This window comes from Methyloversatilis sp. NSM2 (assembly GCF_038066675.1).
Classification (GTDB): domain Bacteria; phylum Pseudomonadota; class Gammaproteobacteria; order Burkholderiales; family Rhodocyclaceae; genus Methyloversatilis; species Methyloversatilis discipulorum_A.
The window spans coordinates 844,889-863,380 of the sequence record NZ_JBBUKV010000001.1 but is presented as its reverse complement, the minus strand read 5'-3'; the positions used below and the strand labels follow the sequence as shown (position 1 = coordinate 863,380).

Genomic DNA, 18,492 nt, shown 5'->3' with positions numbered 1-18,492 from the left:
CGATGAACGACCCTCTGCTGTTCGGCGCCGCCTTCTGGGGCTTCCTGATCCTGTACGGCGCCGGCATGTACGCGCTGTCGCCGCGCGCGGTCGGACACGCCGGCTTCTTCCGCGGCCACGACGAAGCGGGCCGTCCGGCCGCCACATGGGCGCTCGGCGCCAGCATCTTCATTTCGTGGATATTCGCCAAGTCCATCACTAACGCGGCGAACCTCGGCGCCACCTACGGCATCGTCGGCGGCCTCGCCTACGCCACCTACTGGCTGTCCATCCCGCTCGCCGGCTGGGCCATCCTGCGGCTGCGTCGCCGGTATGCGGCGACCGGTCTGCTGTCCTTCCTGATCACCCGTCACGGCCGCCTCGCCGCGCTGGCCTTTTCGCTGGCCATTCTGGTGCGACTGTTCAACGAGGTGTGGAGCAACACCTCGGTGGTCGGCGGTTACTACGGCGAAGCGGGTTCGGCCGGCTTCATCGGCGCAGCGCTGCTGTTCACCGCGGCCACGCTGTTCTACAGCCTGAAGGGCGGACTGCGCTCGTCCATCTACACCGACGTGCTGCAGACCGTGCTGTTCGTCGGTTTCTTCGCCGTGGTCATGCTGATGGTGCTGCCCACGCACGGACCGGCGACGCTGCTGTCGACCGGCGACTGGCGCTTCGACACGGGCGTCGACCTGTTGCTGGTGGCCGCGCTACAGGTACTGTCCTATCCCTTCCACGATCCGGTGCTGACCGATCGCGGCTTCATCACCGACGAGCGCCGCATGCTGCGCGCCTTCGTCTGGGCCGGCCTGCTCGGCTTCGCCTGCATCCTGCTGTTTTCGCTGGTGGGTGTGCACGCGCGGCTGGAAGACATCGCCGGCGGCGACAACGTGCCGGCCGCGCTCGCCCGCAGCATGGGGCCGGCTGCGCTGTTCGTGATGACCATCGTGATGGTGGCGGCCGCCGGTTCGACGCTGGACTCGACCTTCTCTTCGGTTGCCCGCCACGTCGCGCAGGAACTGCCGCAGCTGGCCGGCCGCCCGGAGCCGGCGCGCGCCATCGGCGTCGGCATGCTGGCGATGGCGGCGATCGCGCTGCTCGGCAACATTCCGATGATCGCTGGCACCGACATCCTGAAGGCGACGACGATCAGCGGCACCATGGTGATCGGCCTGGCGCCCATCTTCCTGCTGGCCGGTTTCACGCAGCCCGGCACACGCGCCGCCGCGTGGTCCTTCCATCTCGCCTTCTGGACCGGCATGGTGCTCGGCGTGCTGCTCGCCGCCGGCCTGATACCGGACAGCTGGGCCATCGGCAGCGGCAAGTACGCCAAGCTGCTCGGCGTCAATCTTTACGGGCTGCTGCTGTGCACGGCAGGCTACCTGCTGCCCGCCCTGCTGACACGACGGGTGACATGAATATGGACGACGACATCGCGCACGGCAGGCCCGGTCGCAGCTGCCCGCTGCACTATCGTTACGGCGCCGGCGCACTCGCCAGTACCGCGCACGACCTCGCGGCCGACACGCTGTACGTGGTCGGTGGCCTGTACGGCAACCGTCCCGCGCTCGACGCGCTCGCCCGTTTAGTGGAGGCGGAGCGCGGCCCGGTGCGCGTGCTGTTCAACGGCGACTTCCACTGGTTCGACATTGACGCCGCCCACTTTGCCGACGTGCAGCGCCGCGTGCTCGCCTTCGATGCGATCGCCGGCAATGTCGAAGCCGAACTGGCCGACGACGCAGGCGACGCCGGTTGCGGCTGCGCCTACCCGGACGAAGTGCCGGAAGCGGTGGTCACCCGCTCGAATCTGATCCACGCCCGGCTGTCGCAGACCGTGCGTCACGATCCGATGTGGCGCGGCGAACTGGCGGCGCTCGACTACTGGCGCGCGGTGCGCGTCGGCGAGGTACGTGTCGGGGTGGTGCATGGCGACGCCGAGGCACTGGCTGGCTGGACCTTCGACGCACGCGCGCTGCACGACCCGGCCCAGCGTACGGCGCACGAAGCGGCCTTCGCCGCCGCCCGCTGCGACGTGTTCGCCAGCAGCCACACCTGCCTGCCCGCGCTGGCACGCTTCAACGAAGGCGTCGTGATCAACAATGGCGCCGCCGGCATGCCCAATTTTCGCGACGCGCTGCATGGCGTCGTATCGCGCATCGCCGTAGCGCCGTCGCCGCACAGCCCTCTTTACGGTACCCGCCTCCGCGGTGTGCATGTCGACGCCCTTCCGCTGCATTACGACAGCGCACGCTGGCTGGACGAATTCGACAGCCAGTGGCCGGCCGGCTCGCCAGCCGCACTGAACTACCGTGAGCGCATCCTGCACGGTCCAGCATGGACGCTGCGCGAGGCGGCGCCATGAATGCCCGCAAGCTGGCGCTGCTGCTGATCCTGCTCGCGCTGGTCGGCGCCTTCTTCGTGTTCGACCTCGGCCGCTTTTTCGATCTCGCCTGGTTCAAGGCGCAACAGCAGATGCTGAACGAGCGCGTCGCCGCTGCGCCGTGGGCGGCGGCAGCGATCTACTTCGTGGTCTATGTCGCCGTTACCGCGCTGTCCCTGCCCGGCGCCGCGGTGATGACGCTGGCCGGCGGCGCGCTGTTCGGCTTCTGGGTGGCGCTTGCGCTGGTGTCCTTCGCCTCCAGCCTGGGCGCCCTGCTCGCCTTCCTGATCGCGCGTTTCCTGCTGCGCGACTGGGTGCAGACCCGGGTCGGCAAGTCGCTCGACGCGATCAACCGCGGCATCGAGCGTGACGGCGCCCTCTACCTGTTCACCTTGCGTCTGGTGCCGGCCTTCCCCTTCTTCGTCATCAACCTGGCGATGGCACTGACCCGGCTGCCGGCACGCACCTTCTACTGGGTGAGCCAGGTCGGCATGCTGGCCGGTACCGCGGTCTACGTGAATGCGGGCACCCAGCTCGCGCAGATCGACTCGCTCGCCGGCATCCTGTCGCCCGGCCTGATCGGCGCCTTCGTACTGCTCGGCCTGTTCCCGCTGATTGCGCGCAGGCTGATAGACATCGTGCGCGCCCGCGCCGTCTACAAGCGCTGGCCGCGGCCGGCGCGCTTCGACCACAACGTGGTGGTGATCGGCGGCGGCAGCGCCGGGCTGGTCACCGCCTACATCGCGGCTGCCGTGAAGGCCAGCGTCGCGCTGATCGAGAAGCACCGCATGGGCGGGGACTGCCTGAACACCGGCTGCGTGCCGTCGAAGGCGCTCATCCGCTCGGCGCGCTTCATCGCGCACGCGGCGAAGGCGCAGTCGCTGGGCATGAAGTCGGCGCCGGTCGATTTCGATTTTGCCGACGTGATGGAACGCGTCGCGCGCGTCGTACGTACGATAGAGCCGCACGACTCGGTCGAACGCTACCGCGCGCTCGGTGTCGAGTGCGTGCAGGGCGATGCACGCATCACCTCGCCATGGACAGTCGAGGTCTACGCAGAAGACGGCCGCGCGCGCACGCTGAGCGCACGCAACATCGTCATCGCCGCCGGCGCCCGACCCTTCGTGCCGCCGATACCGGGCATAGACCGGATCGAGGTACTGACCTCGGACACCGTGTGGTCGCTGCGCACGCTGCCGCAACGCCTGCTGGTACTCGGCGGCGGGCCGATAGGGTGCGAGCTGGCGCAGGCCTTCGCCCGCTTCGGTGCGACGGTGACCCAGGTCGAGATGGCAGAGCGGCTGATGCTGCGCGAGGATCCCGAAGTGTCGGCGCTGGTCGAGAAACAGTTCGCCGCCGACGGTGTGCAGGTGCTCACCCGGCACAAGGCGGCACGCTTCGCGCTCGAGGGCGACGAGCGCGTGCTGTACGCCGAAAGCCCGGCCGGCGAAGTGCGTATCGTCTTCGACGCGCTGCTGTGCGCGGTCGGCCGCACGCCGAACGTGAGCGGCTACGGGCTGGAGGAACTGGGCATCGCGCTGCGCCCGAACCGTACGGTCGACACCAACGACTACCTGCAGACGCTGTATCCCAACATCTACGCCTGCGGCGACGTGACCGGCCCTTACCAGTTCACCCACATGGCGGCGCATCAGGCCTGGTATGCGGCGGTCAATGCGCTGTTCGGCCGCTTCCGCCGTTTCCGCGTGGACTATTCGGTCGTCCCCTGGGCCACCTTCACCGAACCCGAGGTGGCCCGCGTCGGCCTCAACGAAAGCGAAGCGACCGAAAAGGGCGTGCCCTTCGAGGTGACCGTCTATGGCCTCGACGACCTCGACCGCGCCATCGCCGACGAAGCCGCACACGGCTTCGTCAAGGTGCTGACGGTGCCCGGCCGCGACCGCATACTGGGTGTCACCATCGTCGGCGAACACGCCGGCGAACTGATCGCCGAATACGTTCTGGCCATGCGCCACGGACTGGGGCTCAACAAGCTGCTGGGCACGATACACATCTACCCGACCATGAACGAGGCGAACAAGTACGCCGCCGGCGTCTGGAAGCGCGCGCACGCGCCGCGGAAGCTGCTCGAATGGGTCGGCCGCTATCACGCATGGATGCGCGGGTGAGCCGGCTGTCCGTCATCGTGCCGGTGCTCGACGAGGCGCCGGGCATCGTCGCGACGCTGCAGGCACTGCAGCCGCTGCGCGCATCCGGCGCGCAGATCGTCGTTGCCGACGGCGGCAGCCGCGACGACAGCTGCGCGCTGGCGCGGCCCTTGTGCGATGTGCTCGTCGTGTCGTCACGCGGCCGCGCGCTGCAGATGAATGCCGGCGCTGCGCATGCCCGCGGCGAGGTGCTGCTCTTCCTGCACGCCGACAGCACGCTGCCGGACGGCGCGCCCTTGCTGATCGACGGCGCGCTCGACAGCGGCGCGCAATGGGGTCGCTTCGACGTCGCGATCGAAGGCCGTTCTCCGCTGCTGCGCGTGGTCGCCTTCATGATGAATCTGCGCTCGCGCCTGAGCGGCATCGCCACTGGCGACCAGGCGATGTTCTGTACGCGCGCGCTGTTCGATCACCTGGGCGGCTTCGCGCCGATCGCGCTGATGGAAGACATCGATTTCTCGCGCCGCGCACTGAGCCTCAGCGCGCCTGCCTGTCTGCGCGCACGCGTGCGCACCTCGGGACGCCGCTGGGAGAAGCACGGCGTGCTGCGCACCGTGTGGCTGATGTGGCGGCTGCGCCTGCGCTATTTTTTCGGTGCCGACCCGCAGGCGCTGGCGCGCAGCTACCGGCCGCACCATGACTGAATCGACCGCGGTACTGGTGTTTGCCCGCGCGCCGGTGCCGGGCGCTGCAAAGACGCGGCTGATGCCGGCGCTCGGCGCCGACGGCGCGGCGCGCGCCAGCGCGGCCCTGACACGGCGTGCGCTGCGCACCGCGGCCGATGCACGCCTTGGCGCAGTCGAACTGTGGTGCGCGCCCGACTGCAGCCACCCCTTCTTCGCCGACTGCGCTTTCGAGTTCGGGGTCACGCTGCATGCGCAGTCGGCGGGCGACGTCGGCCAGCGCATGGCGCAGGCCTTCGACGACGCACTGGGGCGGCATGCGCGGGTGGTACTGATCGGCGCCGACGCGGTGTCGCTGCAGGCGGCCGATCTGGCCGCCGCGGCAATTGCGCTGAACGGGCACGACGCGGCCTTTGCGCCGGCCGAGGACGGCGGCTACCTGCTGGTCGCGCTGCGCAGCCGGCAGCCCGCCTTGTTCGACGGCCCGGCCTGGGGCAGCTCGTCGGTATGGACGCAGACCTGTGCACGCCTCGACGCGCAGGGTCTGCGCACCTGCGTGCTGCCGACCGGCTACGACGTCGATCACCCGGCCGACTGGCAGCGCGCGCTGCGCGAGGGCCTGCTGGAGGGCGGCGCATGCTGACCCGTCTGCGCCTGCTGCTGTGGGCGACTGCGCTGGCGCTGGCCGGCGAAGTGTGTGCGGGCGGCGCGCTGCCGCGCTTTTCGGCACAGTCCGCTGGTGCCGCCATCGCCGGCTGGACACCGTGGACGCTGGGCGGCAAGGCCGCGCCCGCGGATTTCCGCCTGACCGGACTGGACGGGCAGACGGTACTGCGCGCCGAAGCCGTCAATGCCGCGTCGGCGCTGATCCACGCCGGTCGCTTCGACACCGCCGCAACACCCTGGCTGAACTGGCGCTGGCGCGCCGACCGCCTGCCGACCGGCAACCGCTTCGCGACGCGCGACGGCGACGACTACGTGCTGCGCGTCTATGTGCTGTTCGACTACGACATCGCCAAGCTGCCCTTCGGCGCCCGCACGAAGCTGCGCATCGCCCGCGCGTTGCACGGCGATCAGGTACCCGCCGCGGTGCTCTGCTACGTGTGGGACAACCGCGTGCAACCCGGCACGCGCGCCTGGAGTGCCTACACCGACCGCGTGCGCATGATCGCGGTGGAAGGCGACGGCTCGCCGACCGGCGTCTGGCGCAGCGCCAGCCGCAACCTGCGCGACGACTTCCGCGAAGCCTTCGGCGAGGACGCTCCGCCGGTCATCGGCGTCGTCGTCGCGGCCGATACCGACAACACCGCCGGCAGTTCGCTCGGCCATTTCGGCGACCTGTCGCTCGACGCCCAGCCGCTGCCATGACAAAGCTGGTGCTGCTCGGCGGTGGCCACGCCCACCTCTTCGTGCTCGAAGCCTTCGCCCGGCAGCGGCCGGATGCCGATATCAGGCTGATCACGCCCGAGGCGCTGACGCCCTACTCCGGCATGCTGCCGGGCGTGCTGGCCGGTCATTACCGCGCGCGCCAGGCCTGCATCGACCTGCGGCCGCTGGCCGACCGTGCGGCTTGTCTGCTGACGCTGGACAGCGCGGTCGGGCTCGACGCCGCGCGTCGCCGGATCACGCTGACCGGCGGCGAAGTGATCGACTACGACCTGCTGTCCATGGATACCGGCTCGACACCCCGTCGCCCCGATGTGCCGGGTGCGGCCGAACACGCGCACGCGGTGAAGCCGATAGCCGGCCTGCTCGCGCGCTGCGCCGACGCGGTGCCGCGCGCCATCGCCGTGCTGGGCGCAGGTGCCGCCGGCGTCGAAGTGGCGATGGCGCTGCATCACCGCTGGCCGGCGGCACGCTGCACTCTGGTCGAACGCGGCACGGCGCCGCTCGAAGGTCTTGGCGCGCGGCTGCAGCGCAGCGTCGGTGCCGAACTCGCGCACCAGCAGATAGATGTCGTCACCGGTGCCGAAATCACGCGGATCGACGCGGACGCCATCGGGCTGGATGACGGCCGCACCATCGCCAGCGATTTCACCGTGCTCGCCACCGGCGCCGCCGCACCCGCCTGGCTGCGGGACAGCGGACTGGCGCTCGACGCGCGCGGCTTCATCGAGGTCGGTGCCACGCTGCAGTCGACCTCGCACCCCGAGGTGCTTGCCGCTGGCGACGTCGCAACACTGAGTGCTTCGCCGCGACCGAAGTCCGGCGTCTACGCGGTACGCGCCGGGCCTCCGCTGGCCACCAACATCGCGCGCATGCTGGCCGGCCAGCCGCCGCTCGACTGGCATGCGCAGCGGCACGCACTGATGCTGCTCGCCTGCGGCCGCCGCCACGCCATCGCCGCCCGCGGCGGATGGGTGCTCAAGGGCGACTGGGTATGGCGCTGGAAGGACGCGATAGACCGCGGCTTCGTGCGCCGTTTCGATCCACGGGCCGATATTGCGGCTGACATGGGCTGAGCGAGGGCAGAGGCACCGCGCGTGTGCGGAAGCCGCGTCGCGGCCAAGGCCGCTCCCACAAGGGGAGGCGCCCGATCCGTGGCCGGAGCCCGGGCGGGGCTCCGTGGGAGGGGTCTTGGCCCCGACAGCAGCCTGAATCGAAGCCTGCAGTATGAAGCGGCCGTGTCGCGGCCAGGTCCGCTCTCGCAATCCGCGCACGGGCACGCTCAGGCCGCTACGCCATCATCCGCCCGGCAGACAGCCGGATGCGCCGGCTGCAGCGCGCAGCGAGCGCTTCGTCGTGCGTCACCAGCACCAGGGTCGTGCCCTGTTCGGCGTTCATTTCGAACATCAGGTCGATGATGGAGGCACCGGTCGCCGCGTCGAGATTGCCGGTCGGTTCGTCGGCCAGCAGCAGCTGCGGCTCGGGCGCGAAGGCGCGGGCAAGCGCGACGCGCTGCTGTTCGCCGCCCGAAAGCTGACGCGGATAATGGGTCAGCCGGCTGCCGAGGCCGACACGTTCGAGCAACGCGACCGAGCGCTCGCGCACGCGCTCGGCATTGGCCAGTTCCAGCGGCAGCATGACGTTCTCGAGCGCGGTCAGTGCCGGCAGCAGCTGGAAGGACTGGAACACGAAGCCCACCTTGTCACCGCGCAGTTCGGCCCGCGCGTCCTCGTCGAGCGCGAAGATGTCCTGACCGGCGATGCGAACCGAACCGGCGCTTGGCAGGTCAAGACCGGCAAGCAGCCCGAGCAGCGTCGATTTGCCCGAACCGCTGGCGCCGACGATGGCCAGCGCCTCGCCGGCACCGACCTCGAAGGCGATATCCTGAAGGATCTGCAGCGGCGCATTGCCGCTGCTGACCTGTTTTCCCAGCCCGCTGACTTCGAGCAGTAGGCCTGATTGCGGAGTGTCTGTAGGCATGAAGAAGCTTTTCTGGTCCCTGTTTGTCCTGTTGTTCGCCGCCATGCCCGTCGCCGCGCAGACCGTGCTGGTGGTCGGCGACAGCCTGTCCGCCGGCTACGGCCTGCGCCAGCAGGAGGCCTGGCCGGTGTTGCTCGGCGACAGGCTGAAGCAGTCCGGTTACGGTCATGCGGTGGTCAATGCCAGCACCAGCGGCGACACCACCGCCAACGGATTGTCGCGCATCGACGCCGCACTGGCAGCGCACAAGCCTGCCATCGTCATCATCGCACTCGGCGCCAATGACGGCCTGCGCGGCCTGTCGCTGAAAACGATGCGCGACAACCTGGAAAGCATGACGCGCAAGGCGCAGGCTGGCGGCGCCAAGGTACTGATCGCCGGCATGCAGCTGCCGCCGAACTACGGCCCCGACTACACGCAAAAGTTCGCCGCCACCTTTTCCGAGGTGGCAAAGTCCACCGGCTCGGCGCTGCTGCCCTTCCTGCTCGACGGCTTCGCCACCGATCCGCAGCAGTTTCTGCCGGACGGCATCCATCCGGTTGCTGCGGCGCAGTCGCGCATCGTGGACAATGTATGGACGCCGCTCCGCTCCCTGCTCGGCAAGCCGCTGGCGCGGCGCTGAGCGCGCTGCCGCGCACACACGAACAGACAGGACATCCGCTGCATGAACGCCCCTTCCGGCCAGCGCCGCCCGGCCGGCATCGCCCAGGTCGACCAGCTGTACGCCTTCGACGCCATCATCGACACCCGTTCGCCCGCCGAATTCGCACTCGACCATGTACCGGGCGCCATCAACTGCCCGGCGCTCGACAACGAACAGCGGGCGGAGATCGGCACGCTCTACAAGCAGGTGTCGCCCTTTGTCGCGAGGCGTCGCGGCGCGGCGCTGGTGGCGATCAACATCGGCCGTCACCTGCTCGAACGCTTCCAGGACAAGGGGCCGGACTGGCGGCCGCTGATCTACTGCTGGCGCGGCGGCAAGCGCAGCGGCGCCTTCGTCACCATATTCCGTCAGGTCGGCTGGGACGCCCACCAGCTCGAAGGCGGCTACAAGGCCTACCGGCGCGAAGTGCTGGCACGGCTGGCGGCACTGCCGGCCGCCTTCGACTTCCGCGTCGTCAGCGGCCCGACCGGCAGCGCGAAGAGCCGCGTGCTCGAACGCCTTGCCGCGCGCGGCGAACAGGTGCTGGATCTGGAAGCGCTGGCGGCGCACAAGGGCTCGGTGCTCGGTCGCCAGCCCGGCGTCGACCAGCCACCGCAGAAACTGTTCGAGTCGCGCCTGCTGCACGCGCTGTCGGCGCTCGACCCGGCGCGCCCGGTGTTCGCCGAGGCGGAAAGCCGCCGCATCGGTCTGGTCACTGTGCCGGACGCGCTGATCGAGCGGTTGCGCGCCGCACCCTGCATCCGCATCGACGTGCCGGCTACGGCGCGCACCGAATTCCTGCTGCGCGACTACGACTACATGACGCAGGACGCCGAGTCGCTGATCGAGCGGCTGGAGCGCCTGACCGAGCTGCGCGGCCGCGACACCGTGGCGGCGTGGTCCGCACTCGCGCGCTCGGGGCAGTGGGCCGAGCTGGTTGCGAGCCTGCTCGGACAGCACTACGACCCGCTGTACCGCCGCTCGCAGTCGAACAACTTCAGCCGCCACACCGATGCCCCGACCGTCGCCGCCGAGCGGCTGGACGATGCCGGCATCGATAGTCTGGCCGGGCAGATCGCAGCCGCCTCGGGTCAGTTCAGCACCGGCAGCACGTCCGAGCGCACCGCGCAGATGCGCTGAATTATCGCCGGCGCCGGACGGGCGATCTCGCCCTGTTCGAAAGCGATCACGCTTCCCCAGCTGCGCACCCAGTCCAGCAGCTCATGCGGTCGCAGCAGGAAATCCGGGTTCGACGGCTTGCCGAAACGCGCGTTGCCGTCCATGAAAGTTTCGTAGATCAGCAGGCCGCCCGGCTTGAGCAGCGCGGCGACACGATCCAGCCGCGGCCGGAACAGGTAGCGGGTCACCACCACCGCATCGAAGCAGGCTTCGCCCCAGGGCCAGTCGCCGCCCTCAAGGTCGGCGCACAGCGTGCGGATGCGCGGCTGCCCGTCCAGCGTTGCCAGCGCCGCGGCGTCACGGTCGGCCGCCAGCACGTTCAGGTCGCGTCCCGCCAGCCAGCGCGCGTGGCGACCACCGCCGCAGGCAAGATCGAGCACGTCGGCGCCGTGCGGGATCAGTGCGCCGAAACGCACCACCCAGTCCGACGCGTCCTGCATTGAAAAATGAGGATGAGATGCCATCTGCGGGCCCTTATTCGGGTTTTCGTGTCGAGGGGTCGCATTATCATCCCGGGGATACCAAGGACAATAATGTTCCGCTCTCCGGACCTTCCGCCGCCCACCCGTGGCGCGCGGACATTCTTTCTGTGGCGCGCATTGCCGCTCGCCCTGCTCGCCGCAGCGCTCGCCGCCACCGAGTCGCTGCCGGTCGGGCTCGCGGTGCTGGCCGCCAGCCTCGGCATCGGCGTGCTCGCGCTGCGCGAACAGGACCGGCTGGCGCGGGAGGTCGAACAGCACCGGCTCGACGCCGCGCGCCTGCGCGACTACACCGACCTTGCCACCGACTGGCACTGGGAAACCGATGCCGCACTCCGGCTGCAGTACTCGCGCGCCGAAGGTCACCTGGCCAGCGCACTCGACCAGCGCGCCGTGCGCAACCGTCGCCTGTGGGAGATCAACGCCCTGTCGCCGGTGCACGGCGACTGGGAGGAATGTCATCGCCAGTTCCAGAGCGGCAAATCGCTGCAGCTTCATCTGGTGCTGCACCGGCCGGACGGCGTAGTGCGCCACATCGAGCTGCGCGGGCGCCCGATCACCGACAGCAGCGGCCAGCTGTGCGGCTATCGCGGCACCGGCCGCGACGAGACCGCCTTCGTGCAGTCGACCCGGGCACTGCGCGAGGTCGAGACGCGACACCGCGAAATGGTGAATCACCTGCGCGAAGTCATCTTCCGCATCGACGCACGCGGCCGCTTCACCTACCTTAACCGCGCCTGGGAAACCTTGACCGGCCAGCCGGTGAACCAGGCCATCGGCCAGCGCATCCTGCGCTGGCTCAGCAAGGACGAGGCGCGCTATCTGCTGGCGCGGCTTGAGCCCATGCTCGACGGCCGCCGCGACTCGATGCAGATCGAGGTGCGTACCGGCACCGGCAGCGCGTCGGCGCGCTGGCTGGAAATCGCCATCGGTGCCCGTTTCGACGGCAATGGCAAGCTCGAAAGCCTGTCCGGCAGCATCGAGGACATCACCCAGCGCAAACAGGCCGAAGCGACGCTGTACGACATGAATGCGGAGCTGGAGCGCCGCGTGAAGCGCCGAACCGCCGAGCTGGAGGCGTCCAACCGCGAACTGGAGGCCTTCTCGTACTCGGTGTCGCACGACCTGCGCAACCCGCTGCGCGCCATCGACGGCTTTTCACAGATCATCATGGAAGACTATGGCGACCAGCTGGATGCGCAGGCGCACAGCCATCTCGCGCGCATCCGCGCCGCCTCGCAGAAGCTGTCGACGCTGATCGACGACCTGCTCGAACTGGGCCGGCTCACGCGCACGCCGATCAGCCGCGCCGAGGTCGACCTGTCGGCGCTGGCGCGCGCCATCATGCGCGACCTGCGTGCGGAATCGCCGGAACGCGAGGGCAAGCTGGCCATCGGCATGCACCTGATGGCGCGCGTCGACCCGATGCTGGCGCGCGTGCTGCTGGAACACCTGCTGCGCAACGCCTGGACCTTCACCGCCGGCCGCGAAACCGCGGAAATCGAGTTCGACGCCCGCCTGCGCAACCGTGAAGTGGTGTTCCACATCCGCGACAACGGCATCGGCTTCGACATGGCGCACGCGGCACAGCTGTTCAAGCCTTTCAACCGGCTGCACGACCAATCGGACCGCAGCGGCACCGGCATCGGTCTGGCCACCGTGCAGCGCATCGTCAACCGCCACGGCGGCCGCATCTGGGCCGAAGGCGCACCGGACAAGGGCGCCTGCTTCTACTTCACGCTGCCCGACCCGACACACTGACGGCTGCCGGCGCAAGGATGTAGGCTGCGCACCACACTCGCCGCGAAGTGTGGATTTCCACAAGCGGCATTTATGTTGCAATGCAATATACTGGGGTCCAACGTGCACGGGCGCACTGCTCACGGAAGCGCACAAGGCGGACACCCCACACTGCCTGAAAGCCTTCCCAGACACGGGAGTTCATGATGCAGTACGAGCACTATCTCAAATCCATGTTCGAGCCGCAGTCGGTGGCCATCATCGGCGCCAGCGAGCGGCCGGACTCGATCGGCGCGGTCATCGTCCGCAACATGCTGGACGCGCAGTTCAGTGGCGAACTGCATGCCATCAATCCGAAACACAAGGCGGTCTTCGGCGTGCCCTGCGTGGCACGCATCGACGACCTGCGCAAGCGGCCCGACCTCGTCATCATCTGCACGCCGGCGCGCACGGTGCCCGGCCTGATCGACGAATGCGGTCGCGCCGGCATCAAGGCGGCCATCGTTATCAGCGCCGGTTTCGCCGAAACCGGCCCGGCCGGCGCCGAACTGGTGCGCCGCACCCGCTCCGCCGCCAAGCGCAACGGCGTGCGCATCATCGGGCCCAACTGCTTGGGCCTGATGCGCCCGTCTCTGGGTCTCAACGCCACTTTTGCCCGCTCGCCTGGCAAGGCGGGCAGCATCGGCCTCATTTCGCAGTCGGGCGCCGTGTGCACCGCACTGCTCGACTGGGCGCAATCGAACGGCGTCGGCTTCTCGACCGTCGTGTCGCTGGGCGCCTCGATCGACCTCGATTTCGGTGAAATCCTCGACTACATGATTGCCGACCCGAAGACGGAAAGCATCTTCATGTACATCGAGGGCATACGCGACGCGCGCCGCTTCATGAGCGCGGTGCGCGCGGCCGCCCGCGTCAAGCCGGTGCTGGCGATCAAGGTTGGCCGTCATCCGGCCGGCACCAAGGCGGTCGCTTCGCACACGGGCGCCATGGTGGGCGCCGACGACGTGTTCGACGCCGCGCTGCGCCGCGCCGGCGTCGTGCGGCTGTCCACGCTGGGCCAGATGTTCTCGGCCGCCAATGCGCTGTTCACCGGCTTCAAGCCGGCCGGCAAGCGGCTGGCGGTCGTCACCAACGGCGGCGGGCCGGGCGTGATGGCCGCCGACCGTGCAGCCGACCTCGGCATTCCGCTCGCCCAGCTGGCGCCGGAAACGCTGGAAGTGCTCAACCGCACGCTGCCGCCGACCTGGTCGCACGCCAACCCGATCGACCTGATCGGCGACGCCGACGATGCACGCTACCGCGCGGCGCTCGAAGCGGTTCTGGCCGACCCCGGCGTCGATGGCGTGCTGACGCTGCTGACGCCGCAGGCGATGACGCACCCGACGGCGGTGGCGGAAGCGGTGATCGACATCGCCAAGACCGCCAACAAGCCGCTGATGACCTGCTGGATGGGTTGCGACCAGGTACGCGCCGCGCGCTCGCTGTTCGAGGCCGCACACATTCCGACCTTCCGCTCGCCGGAGCCGGCGGTCGAGCTGTTCCATCACATCTCCTCCTACTACCGCAACCAGCAGCTGCTGCGCCACGCGCCGGCCTCGCTGGCGCAGGACCTCGATCCGCCGTCGGTGGAATCGGCCCGGCTGGTGATCGAAACCGCGCTGTCCGAGCGACGCACCGTGCTGACCGAGATGGAATCGAAGGCGCTGCTCGCCGCCTTCCGCATACCGATAGCGCAAACCGTGGTCGCGCGGAGCGCCACCGAGGCCATGGTGTACGCCGAAGAGATGGGGCTGCCGGTGGCGATGAAGATCGACTCGCCGGACATCACGCACAAGAGCGACGTCGGCGGCGTGCGCCTGCATGTCGACAACCTGCGTTCGGTACGCGACTGCTGGCAGGAACTGATGGCCGAAGTCGGCCGCCGCAAGCCGGACGCCCGCCTGCGCGGCGTGTCGATCGAGCCGATGGTGAACAAGCGCAACGCGCGCGAGCTGTTCGTCGGCGTGGTGCACGACGACGTGTTCGGCCCGGTGATCAGCTTCGGGCATGGCGGTACGCGGGTCGAGGTGCTGCGCGACCGTGCGGTCACTTTGCCGCCGATCAACGTCGAACTGGCGCGCGACGCCATCCAGCGCACCCGCGTGTCGGCCATGCTGGGCGAGTTCCGCGGCATGCCCGCGATCGACATGGAAGCGCTCGAACGGGTGCTGATCCGCGTGTCGGAAATGGTGTGCGAGCTGCCGTGGATACGCGAGATGGACATCAATCCGCTGCTGGTCGACGAAAGCGGCTGCGTGGCGGTGGACGCCCGCATCATCCTCGCCGACGTGCAGCCGACGGCCACGCCCTACTCGCACATGGCCATCCACCCGTACCCGGCACGGCTGGAGCACGTGGTGAACCTGCCCAACGGCACGCGCGCCATCATCCGCCCGATCCGGCCGGAAGACGCCGACCGTGAAGCCAAGTTCGTACGCGAGCTGTCGGCGGAAACCCGCTACCTGCGCTTCATGAGCACGATCAAGGAACTGCCGCCGCAGTTGCTGGCGCGTCTGACGCAGATCGACTACGACCGCGAAATGGCGCTGGTCGCGGTCAGCGAGGGCGAAACCGAGGAGCAGCTGGGGGTCTGTCGCTACGTGGTGAATCCCGATGGCGAAACCTGCGAATTCGCCATCGTGATCGCCGACGCCTGGCAGCGTCAGGGCCTGGCCCGCATCATGATGAATCTGCTGATCGAAGCGGCGCGCGAGCGCGGCCTCAAGGTGATGGAAGGCGTCTTCCTCGCCAACAACGAACGCATGCTGCGTTTCGTGCAGAGCCTGGGCTTCCACATCAACCGCGATCCCGAGGACAGTTCGCTGGTGAATGGCGAACTGCTGCTGCGCCCGGCATGAGTGCGGCGCCCGCCCGTTGCACGTGGTGCGGGCAGGATCCGCTCTACGTCGAGTACCACGACAGCGAGTGGGGCGTGCCGGTGCGCGACGAACGCGAGCTGTTCGAGCGCCTGATACTGGAAGGTGCGCAGGCCGGACTGGCCTGGATCACGATACTGCGCAAGCGCGACGGCTACCGCCGCGCCTTCGCTGGCTTCGACGCGCAGCGCATCGCCCGCTATGACGAAGACGACCGCGCGCGGCTGATGGCTGACGCCGGCATCGTGCGCAACCGGCTCAAGATCGACGCCACCATAGGCAATGCGCGCGCGCTGCTCGCGCTGCACGAGCGCGGCGGATCGCTGAGCGATCTGCTGTGGGACGCGGTGGGCGGACAACCGATGGTGAATCACTGGCGGCGCCTCGGCGACTGCCCGTCGAGCACACCGCTGTCCGACCAGCTGTCGAAGGAACTGGCGCGGCTGGGCTTCCGCTTCGTCGGCAGCACCATCGTCTATGCCTGGATGCAATCGGTCGGCGTCGTGAACGACCACCTGGTCGACTGCTTCCGCCACCGCGAACTGATCCGTCCGCTGGACTGAAACCGCCGGCGGTGTTCAGCCGACCGCGCGCAGCGGCCGGCTCTCCTCCCCCTGGACGGCGTCCAGCCCGCGCCAGCCATCGATGAAGGCGGCAATCTGCGGTTCCGGCAGCGGTCGCGACATCAGATAGCCCTGCGCATAGGTGCACTCCTTGCCGGCCAGCGCCGTCCACTCGGCTGCGGTTTCGACCCCTTCGGCCGTGGTATCCAGACGCAAGGCGTCGGCGAGATTGATGATGGCGCGCACGATGGCGCCACCGCCCTCCTCGCTGTTCAGGCTGGTGACGAAGGAGCGGTCTATCTTCAGCTTGGTCATCGGGAAGCTGCGCAGATAGGCGAGCGATGAATAACCGGTGCCGAAATCGTCGAGCGCGATACCGATGCCCAGTGCGCGCAGCGTGCTCAGCGTGTCGCGCGCCGCGGCGCTGTCGTGGATCAGCAGCGACTCGGTCACCTCGATCTCCAGCCGATCCGGCGCCAGGCCGCTGTGTGTCAGCGCGTCGCGGACCACATCGACCACCGCGCCGCGCGCGAACTGGACGGCTGACACATTCACCGCCACGTGCATGTCGTCCGGCCAGCGCGCTGCTGCCAGGCAGGCCTGTTCGAGCGCCCAGCGGCCGATCGGCACGATGAGGCCTGTTTCCTCGGCCAGCGGGATGAATTCGCCCGGCGACACCAGACCGCGCTGCGGATGGCGCCAGCGGATCAGCGCCTCGAAGCCGGCGACGCGGCCGCTGCGCATGTGGATCTGCGGCTGGTAGTGCAGTTCGAATTCATCGCGCTCCAGCGCGCCGAGCAGGTCGCTGTGCATGCTCAGCCGACGGCGCGCGCGCTCGTCCATGTCCTGCTCGAAGAAGCGCCAGGTATTGCGCCCGGCGGCCTTGGCCGCATACAGCGCCATGTCGGCGTTCTTCAGCAGCGCGTCCGGATCGCTGCCGTGCTGCGGCGCCAGCGCGATGCCTATGCTGCTGCCGATCTGCACGCTGACGCCGTCAATCAACACCGGCGACGCGAAGGTGTCGAGCAGGCGCTGGGCAAGTTCGGCTGCGCCTTCCGGCGTGCGGCAGCCCCAGCAGATCAGTGCGAACTCGTCGCCGCCCAGCCGCGACAGCACGTCGCCCGCGCGGATGCGCTCCTGCAGACGCTGCGACACGAGCTGCAGCACACGATCGCCAGCCGCGTGGCCGAGCGAATCGTTCACGTTCTTGAAGTCGTCGAGGTCGAAGAAATAAAGCGCGCATGGCCGCGCCTCGTCCGACCCGGCCGGACGGATGGCCGCCAGCTGGTTGCGGAAGTGGTGCCGGTTGGCCAGCCCGGTCAGCGAATCGAAGTTCGCCAGCGTCGACATTTCCAGTGCTGCGCGTCGGCTGTCCGTGATGTCCGAGCACACGCCGCGCCAGCCGGCGTGGTGACCGCCCTCGTCGAACAGCGGCTTGGCGGTGAGCGCCCACCAGCGCCGTTCGCCATCCACCACCAGCGCCACCTGCACGTCGCGGAAAGGCACCGGCTGCATCAGGTGCGCCGCCAGCGTGCTCAACGCATCACGCTCGGCCTCGTTCATGTCGCGGCCGCCCTGGGCGAACAGCTCGATGAAGGGCTGCGCGCGCAGTTCGTCCAGCGAGCGACCGAAGGTTTCGGCCAGCCGCGCCGACACGTGCTGCAGGAAGCCGTTGCGGTCGGTGTCCCACAGCCAGTCACTCGAATGCGCCTCGAAATCGTGCAACAGCAGGCCGACCAGCTGCTTCTGCCGCTCCGCCTCCGCTTCGGCCAGCAGGCGGGCGCCGAAGGTACGCGCGCTGGCAATGGCGCAGGCAAGCGCCAGCGCGGCATAGAAATTCATCAGCACCACGAGATCCAGGTTGCGCACCGGGTGGTCGATGACGAAGGCGAGTGAACTGGAGGCGCACAGCAGCAGCACATAGAGCACGGCTGCGCGCGGAATGTTGGCCAGTACGAAGCTGCCGGCGCACATCATGCCGCCCGAAATCAGCGTGACCAGCAGTGCGCTGTCGGGCTCGGCGCGGGTGAAGAACAGCAGCGACGGCACCGACCACAGCAGGGCCAGCACGCCGGCATGCAGCGCGGCACGGCGTATGGCGCGCTCGGACGCCCGCGCGGGCGGCGAGGCCTGATCGCGGCGCCAGGCGCGCAGCGTCGAGCGCATCGCGGCAGTCAGTGCGGCCAGCCACAGCAGCAGTACCCAGGGCGGCTCGCTGTCCCAGAACACGACCACGATGAGCAGCGCATTGAACAGATTCGCGGTCAGTGTGAGCGGTGCAAACCGGAGGACCGAGCGCAGTTGCTGCGCTCGGATGCGGGCGGCCAGATGCGCATCGGCATTGCGTGTGCCGATGACGTCGTCCAGCCAGCGGTTCAGCCGCGAGGCGATTCCCGCGGAGCTCGGCGAGGCGGTTCCGGTTGTGCGCATGATCTGCAGACTCTTCTTTCCGGGACA

At 68.9% G+C, this 18,492-nt stretch carries 15 protein-coding genes; 12 read left to right on the top strand and 3 right to left on the bottom strand.

The genetic code is table 11. From position 1 onward, the window contains the following. The first annotated feature begins 2 nt into the window (after nucleotides 1–2). The 7 genes from WJU27_RS03930 to WJU27_RS03900 are packed head-to-tail and all read left to right on the top strand — an operon-like array spanning nucleotide 3 to nucleotide 7,612. Nucleotides 3–1,397 carry a sodium:solute symporter family transporter gene (locus tag WJU27_RS03930; RefSeq protein ID WP_341421186.1) on the top strand — a complete coding sequence of 465 codons (1,395 nt, stop codon included), beginning with the start codon at nucleotides 3–5 and terminating at the stop codon, nucleotides 1,395–1,397. Continuing rightward, on the top strand, nucleotides 1,394–2,341 hold the full coding sequence (locus WJU27_RS03925) for a hypothetical protein (RefSeq protein WP_341421185.1): 948 nt from the start codon (nucleotides 1,394–1,396) through the stop codon (nucleotides 2,339–2,341). The genes WJU27_RS03930 and WJU27_RS03925 overlap by 4 nt, the downstream gene beginning before the upstream one ends. Continuing rightward, a complete protein-coding gene (locus tag WJU27_RS03920) occupies nucleotides 2,338–4,488 on the top strand; it encodes an FAD-dependent oxidoreductase (RefSeq protein WP_341421184.1) in 2,151 nt (716 codons plus the stop codon). The genes WJU27_RS03925 and WJU27_RS03920 overlap by 4 nt, the downstream gene beginning before the upstream one ends. Next, a complete protein-coding gene (locus WJU27_RS03915) occupies nucleotides 4,485–5,171 on the top strand; it encodes a TIGR04283 family arsenosugar biosynthesis glycosyltransferase (protein WP_341421183.1) in 687 nt (228 codons plus the stop codon). The genes WJU27_RS03920 and WJU27_RS03915 overlap by 4 nt, the downstream gene beginning before the upstream one ends. Next, the gene (locus WJU27_RS03910; protein WP_341421182.1) at nucleotides 5,164–5,793 is read left to right on the top strand and encodes a TIGR04282 family arsenosugar biosynthesis glycosyltransferase; all 630 of its coding nucleotides are present in this window, start codon (nucleotides 5,164–5,166) and stop codon (nucleotides 5,791–5,793) included. The genes WJU27_RS03915 and WJU27_RS03910 overlap by 8 nt, the downstream gene beginning before the upstream one ends. After that, nucleotides 5,787–6,518, top strand: a complete 732-nt coding sequence (locus WJU27_RS03905) for a DUF3047 domain-containing protein (protein ID WP_020164895.1) — start codon at nucleotides 5,787–5,789, stop codon at nucleotides 6,516–6,518. Before WJU27_RS03910 ends, WJU27_RS03905 begins: the two co-directional genes overlap by 7 nt. Continuing rightward, entirely contained in the window at nucleotides 6,515–7,612 is a 1,098-nt protein-coding gene (locus tag WJU27_RS03900) for an FAD-dependent oxidoreductase (protein WP_341421181.1), read from the top strand. The genes WJU27_RS03905 and WJU27_RS03900 overlap by 4 nt, the downstream gene beginning before the upstream one ends. 214 nt (nucleotides 7,613–7,826) lie before the next feature. Here the strand turns inward: WJU27_RS03900 and WJU27_RS03895 are convergent, their stop codons facing one another. Next, nucleotides 7,827–8,516 (bottom strand): ABC transporter ATP-binding protein, encoded by a 690-nt coding sequence (locus tag WJU27_RS03895; RefSeq protein WP_341421180.1) that lies wholly within the window; start codon nucleotides 8,514–8,516, stop codon nucleotides 7,827–7,829. Here WJU27_RS03895 and WJU27_RS03890 point away from each other — a divergent pair. Then, a complete protein-coding gene (locus WJU27_RS03890; RefSeq protein WP_341421179.1) occupies nucleotides 8,515–9,138 on the top strand; it encodes an arylesterase in 624 nt (207 codons plus the stop codon). The two genes, WJU27_RS03895 and WJU27_RS03890, sit on opposite strands and share 2 nt — an antisense overlap. A 42-nt stretch (nucleotides 9,139–9,180) precedes the next feature. Next, a complete protein-coding gene (mnmH, locus tag WJU27_RS03885; protein ID WP_341421178.1) occupies nucleotides 9,181–10,299 on the top strand; it encodes a tRNA 2-selenouridine(34) synthase MnmH in 1,119 nt (372 codons plus the stop codon). On the opposite strand, the gene WJU27_RS03880 is transcribed toward mnmH, so the two are convergent. After that, the gene (locus tag WJU27_RS03880; RefSeq protein WP_341421626.1) at nucleotides 10,251–10,778 is read right to left on the bottom strand and encodes a class I SAM-dependent methyltransferase; all 528 of its coding nucleotides are present in this window, start codon (nucleotides 10,776–10,778) and stop codon (nucleotides 10,251–10,253) included. The two genes, mnmH and WJU27_RS03880, sit on opposite strands and share 49 nt — an antisense overlap. Nucleotides 10,779–10,871: 93 nt before the next feature. Between WJU27_RS03880 and WJU27_RS03875 the strand changes: the two genes are divergently transcribed. From WJU27_RS03875 to WJU27_RS03865, 3 genes are all read left to right on the top strand, one after another. Then, nucleotides 10,872–12,578, top strand: a complete 1,707-nt coding sequence (locus WJU27_RS03875; protein WP_341421177.1) for a sensor histidine kinase — start codon at nucleotides 10,872–10,874, stop codon at nucleotides 12,576–12,578. A gap of 185 nt (nucleotides 12,579–12,763) precedes the next feature. After that, nucleotides 12,764–15,454 (top strand): bifunctional acetate--CoA ligase family protein/GNAT family N-acetyltransferase, encoded by a 2,691-nt coding sequence (locus WJU27_RS03870; RefSeq protein ID WP_029143715.1) that lies wholly within the window; start codon nucleotides 12,764–12,766, stop codon nucleotides 15,452–15,454. Continuing rightward, entirely contained in the window at nucleotides 15,451–16,035 is a 585-nt protein-coding gene (locus tag WJU27_RS03865) for a DNA-3-methyladenine glycosylase I (RefSeq protein ID WP_020164903.1), read from the top strand. The genes WJU27_RS03870 and WJU27_RS03865 overlap by 4 nt, the downstream gene beginning before the upstream one ends. A 15-nt stretch (nucleotides 16,036–16,050) precedes the next feature. Here WJU27_RS03865 and WJU27_RS03860 read toward each other — a convergent pair whose 3' ends face one another. Further along, entirely contained in the window at nucleotides 16,051–18,465 is a 2,415-nt protein-coding gene (locus tag WJU27_RS03860; RefSeq protein WP_341421176.1) for a putative bifunctional diguanylate cyclase/phosphodiesterase, read from the bottom strand. Nucleotides 18,466–18,492 lie beyond the last annotated feature (27 nt).

Bases quoted from the DNA above. Each gene is read 5' to 3' on its own strand.
- WJU27_RS03930 (WP_341421186.1), top strand. From the start codon at position 3: ATGAACGACCCTCTGCTGTTCGGCGCCGCCTTCTGGGGCTTCCTGATC.
- WJU27_RS03925 (WP_341421185.1), top strand. From the start codon at position 1,394: ATGAATATGGACGACGACATCGCGCACGGCAGGCCCGGTCGCAGCTGC.
- WJU27_RS03920 (WP_341421184.1), top strand. From the start codon at position 2,338: ATGAATGCCCGCAAGCTGGCGCTGCTGCTGATCCTGCTCGCGCTGGTC.
- WJU27_RS03910 (WP_341421182.1), top strand. From the start codon at position 5,164: ATGACTGAATCGACCGCGGTACTGGTGTTTGCCCGCGCGCCGGTGCCG.
- WJU27_RS03905 (WP_020164895.1), top strand. From the start codon at position 5,787: ATGCTGACCCGTCTGCGCCTGCTGCTGTGGGCGACTGCGCTGGCGCTG.
- WJU27_RS03900 (WP_341421181.1), top strand. From the start codon at position 6,515: ATGACAAAGCTGGTGCTGCTCGGCGGTGGCCACGCCCACCTCTTCGTG.
- WJU27_RS03890 (WP_341421179.1), top strand. From the start codon at position 8,515: ATGAAGAAGCTTTTCTGGTCCCTGTTTGTCCTGTTGTTCGCCGCCATG.
- WJU27_RS03895 (WP_341421180.1), bottom strand. From the start codon at position 8,516: ATGCCTACAGACACTCCGCAATCAGGCCTACTGCTCGAAGTCAGCGGG.
- mnmH (WP_341421178.1), top strand. From the start codon at position 9,181: ATGAACGCCCCTTCCGGCCAGCGCCGCCCGGCCGGCATCGCCCAGGTC.
- WJU27_RS03880 (WP_341421626.1), bottom strand. From the start codon at position 10,778: ATGCAGGACGCGTCGGACTGGGTGGTGCGTTTCGGCGCACTGATCCCG.
- WJU27_RS03875 (WP_341421177.1), top strand. From the start codon at position 10,872: ATGTTCCGCTCTCCGGACCTTCCGCCGCCCACCCGTGGCGCGCGGACA.
- WJU27_RS03870 (WP_029143715.1), top strand. From the start codon at position 12,764: ATGCAGTACGAGCACTATCTCAAATCCATGTTCGAGCCGCAGTCGGTG.
- WJU27_RS03865 (WP_020164903.1), top strand. From the start codon at position 15,451: ATGAGTGCGGCGCCCGCCCGTTGCACGTGGTGCGGGCAGGATCCGCTC.
- WJU27_RS03860 (WP_341421176.1), bottom strand. From the start codon at position 18,465: ATGCGCACAACCGGAACCGCCTCGCCGAGCTCCGCGGGAATCGCCTCG.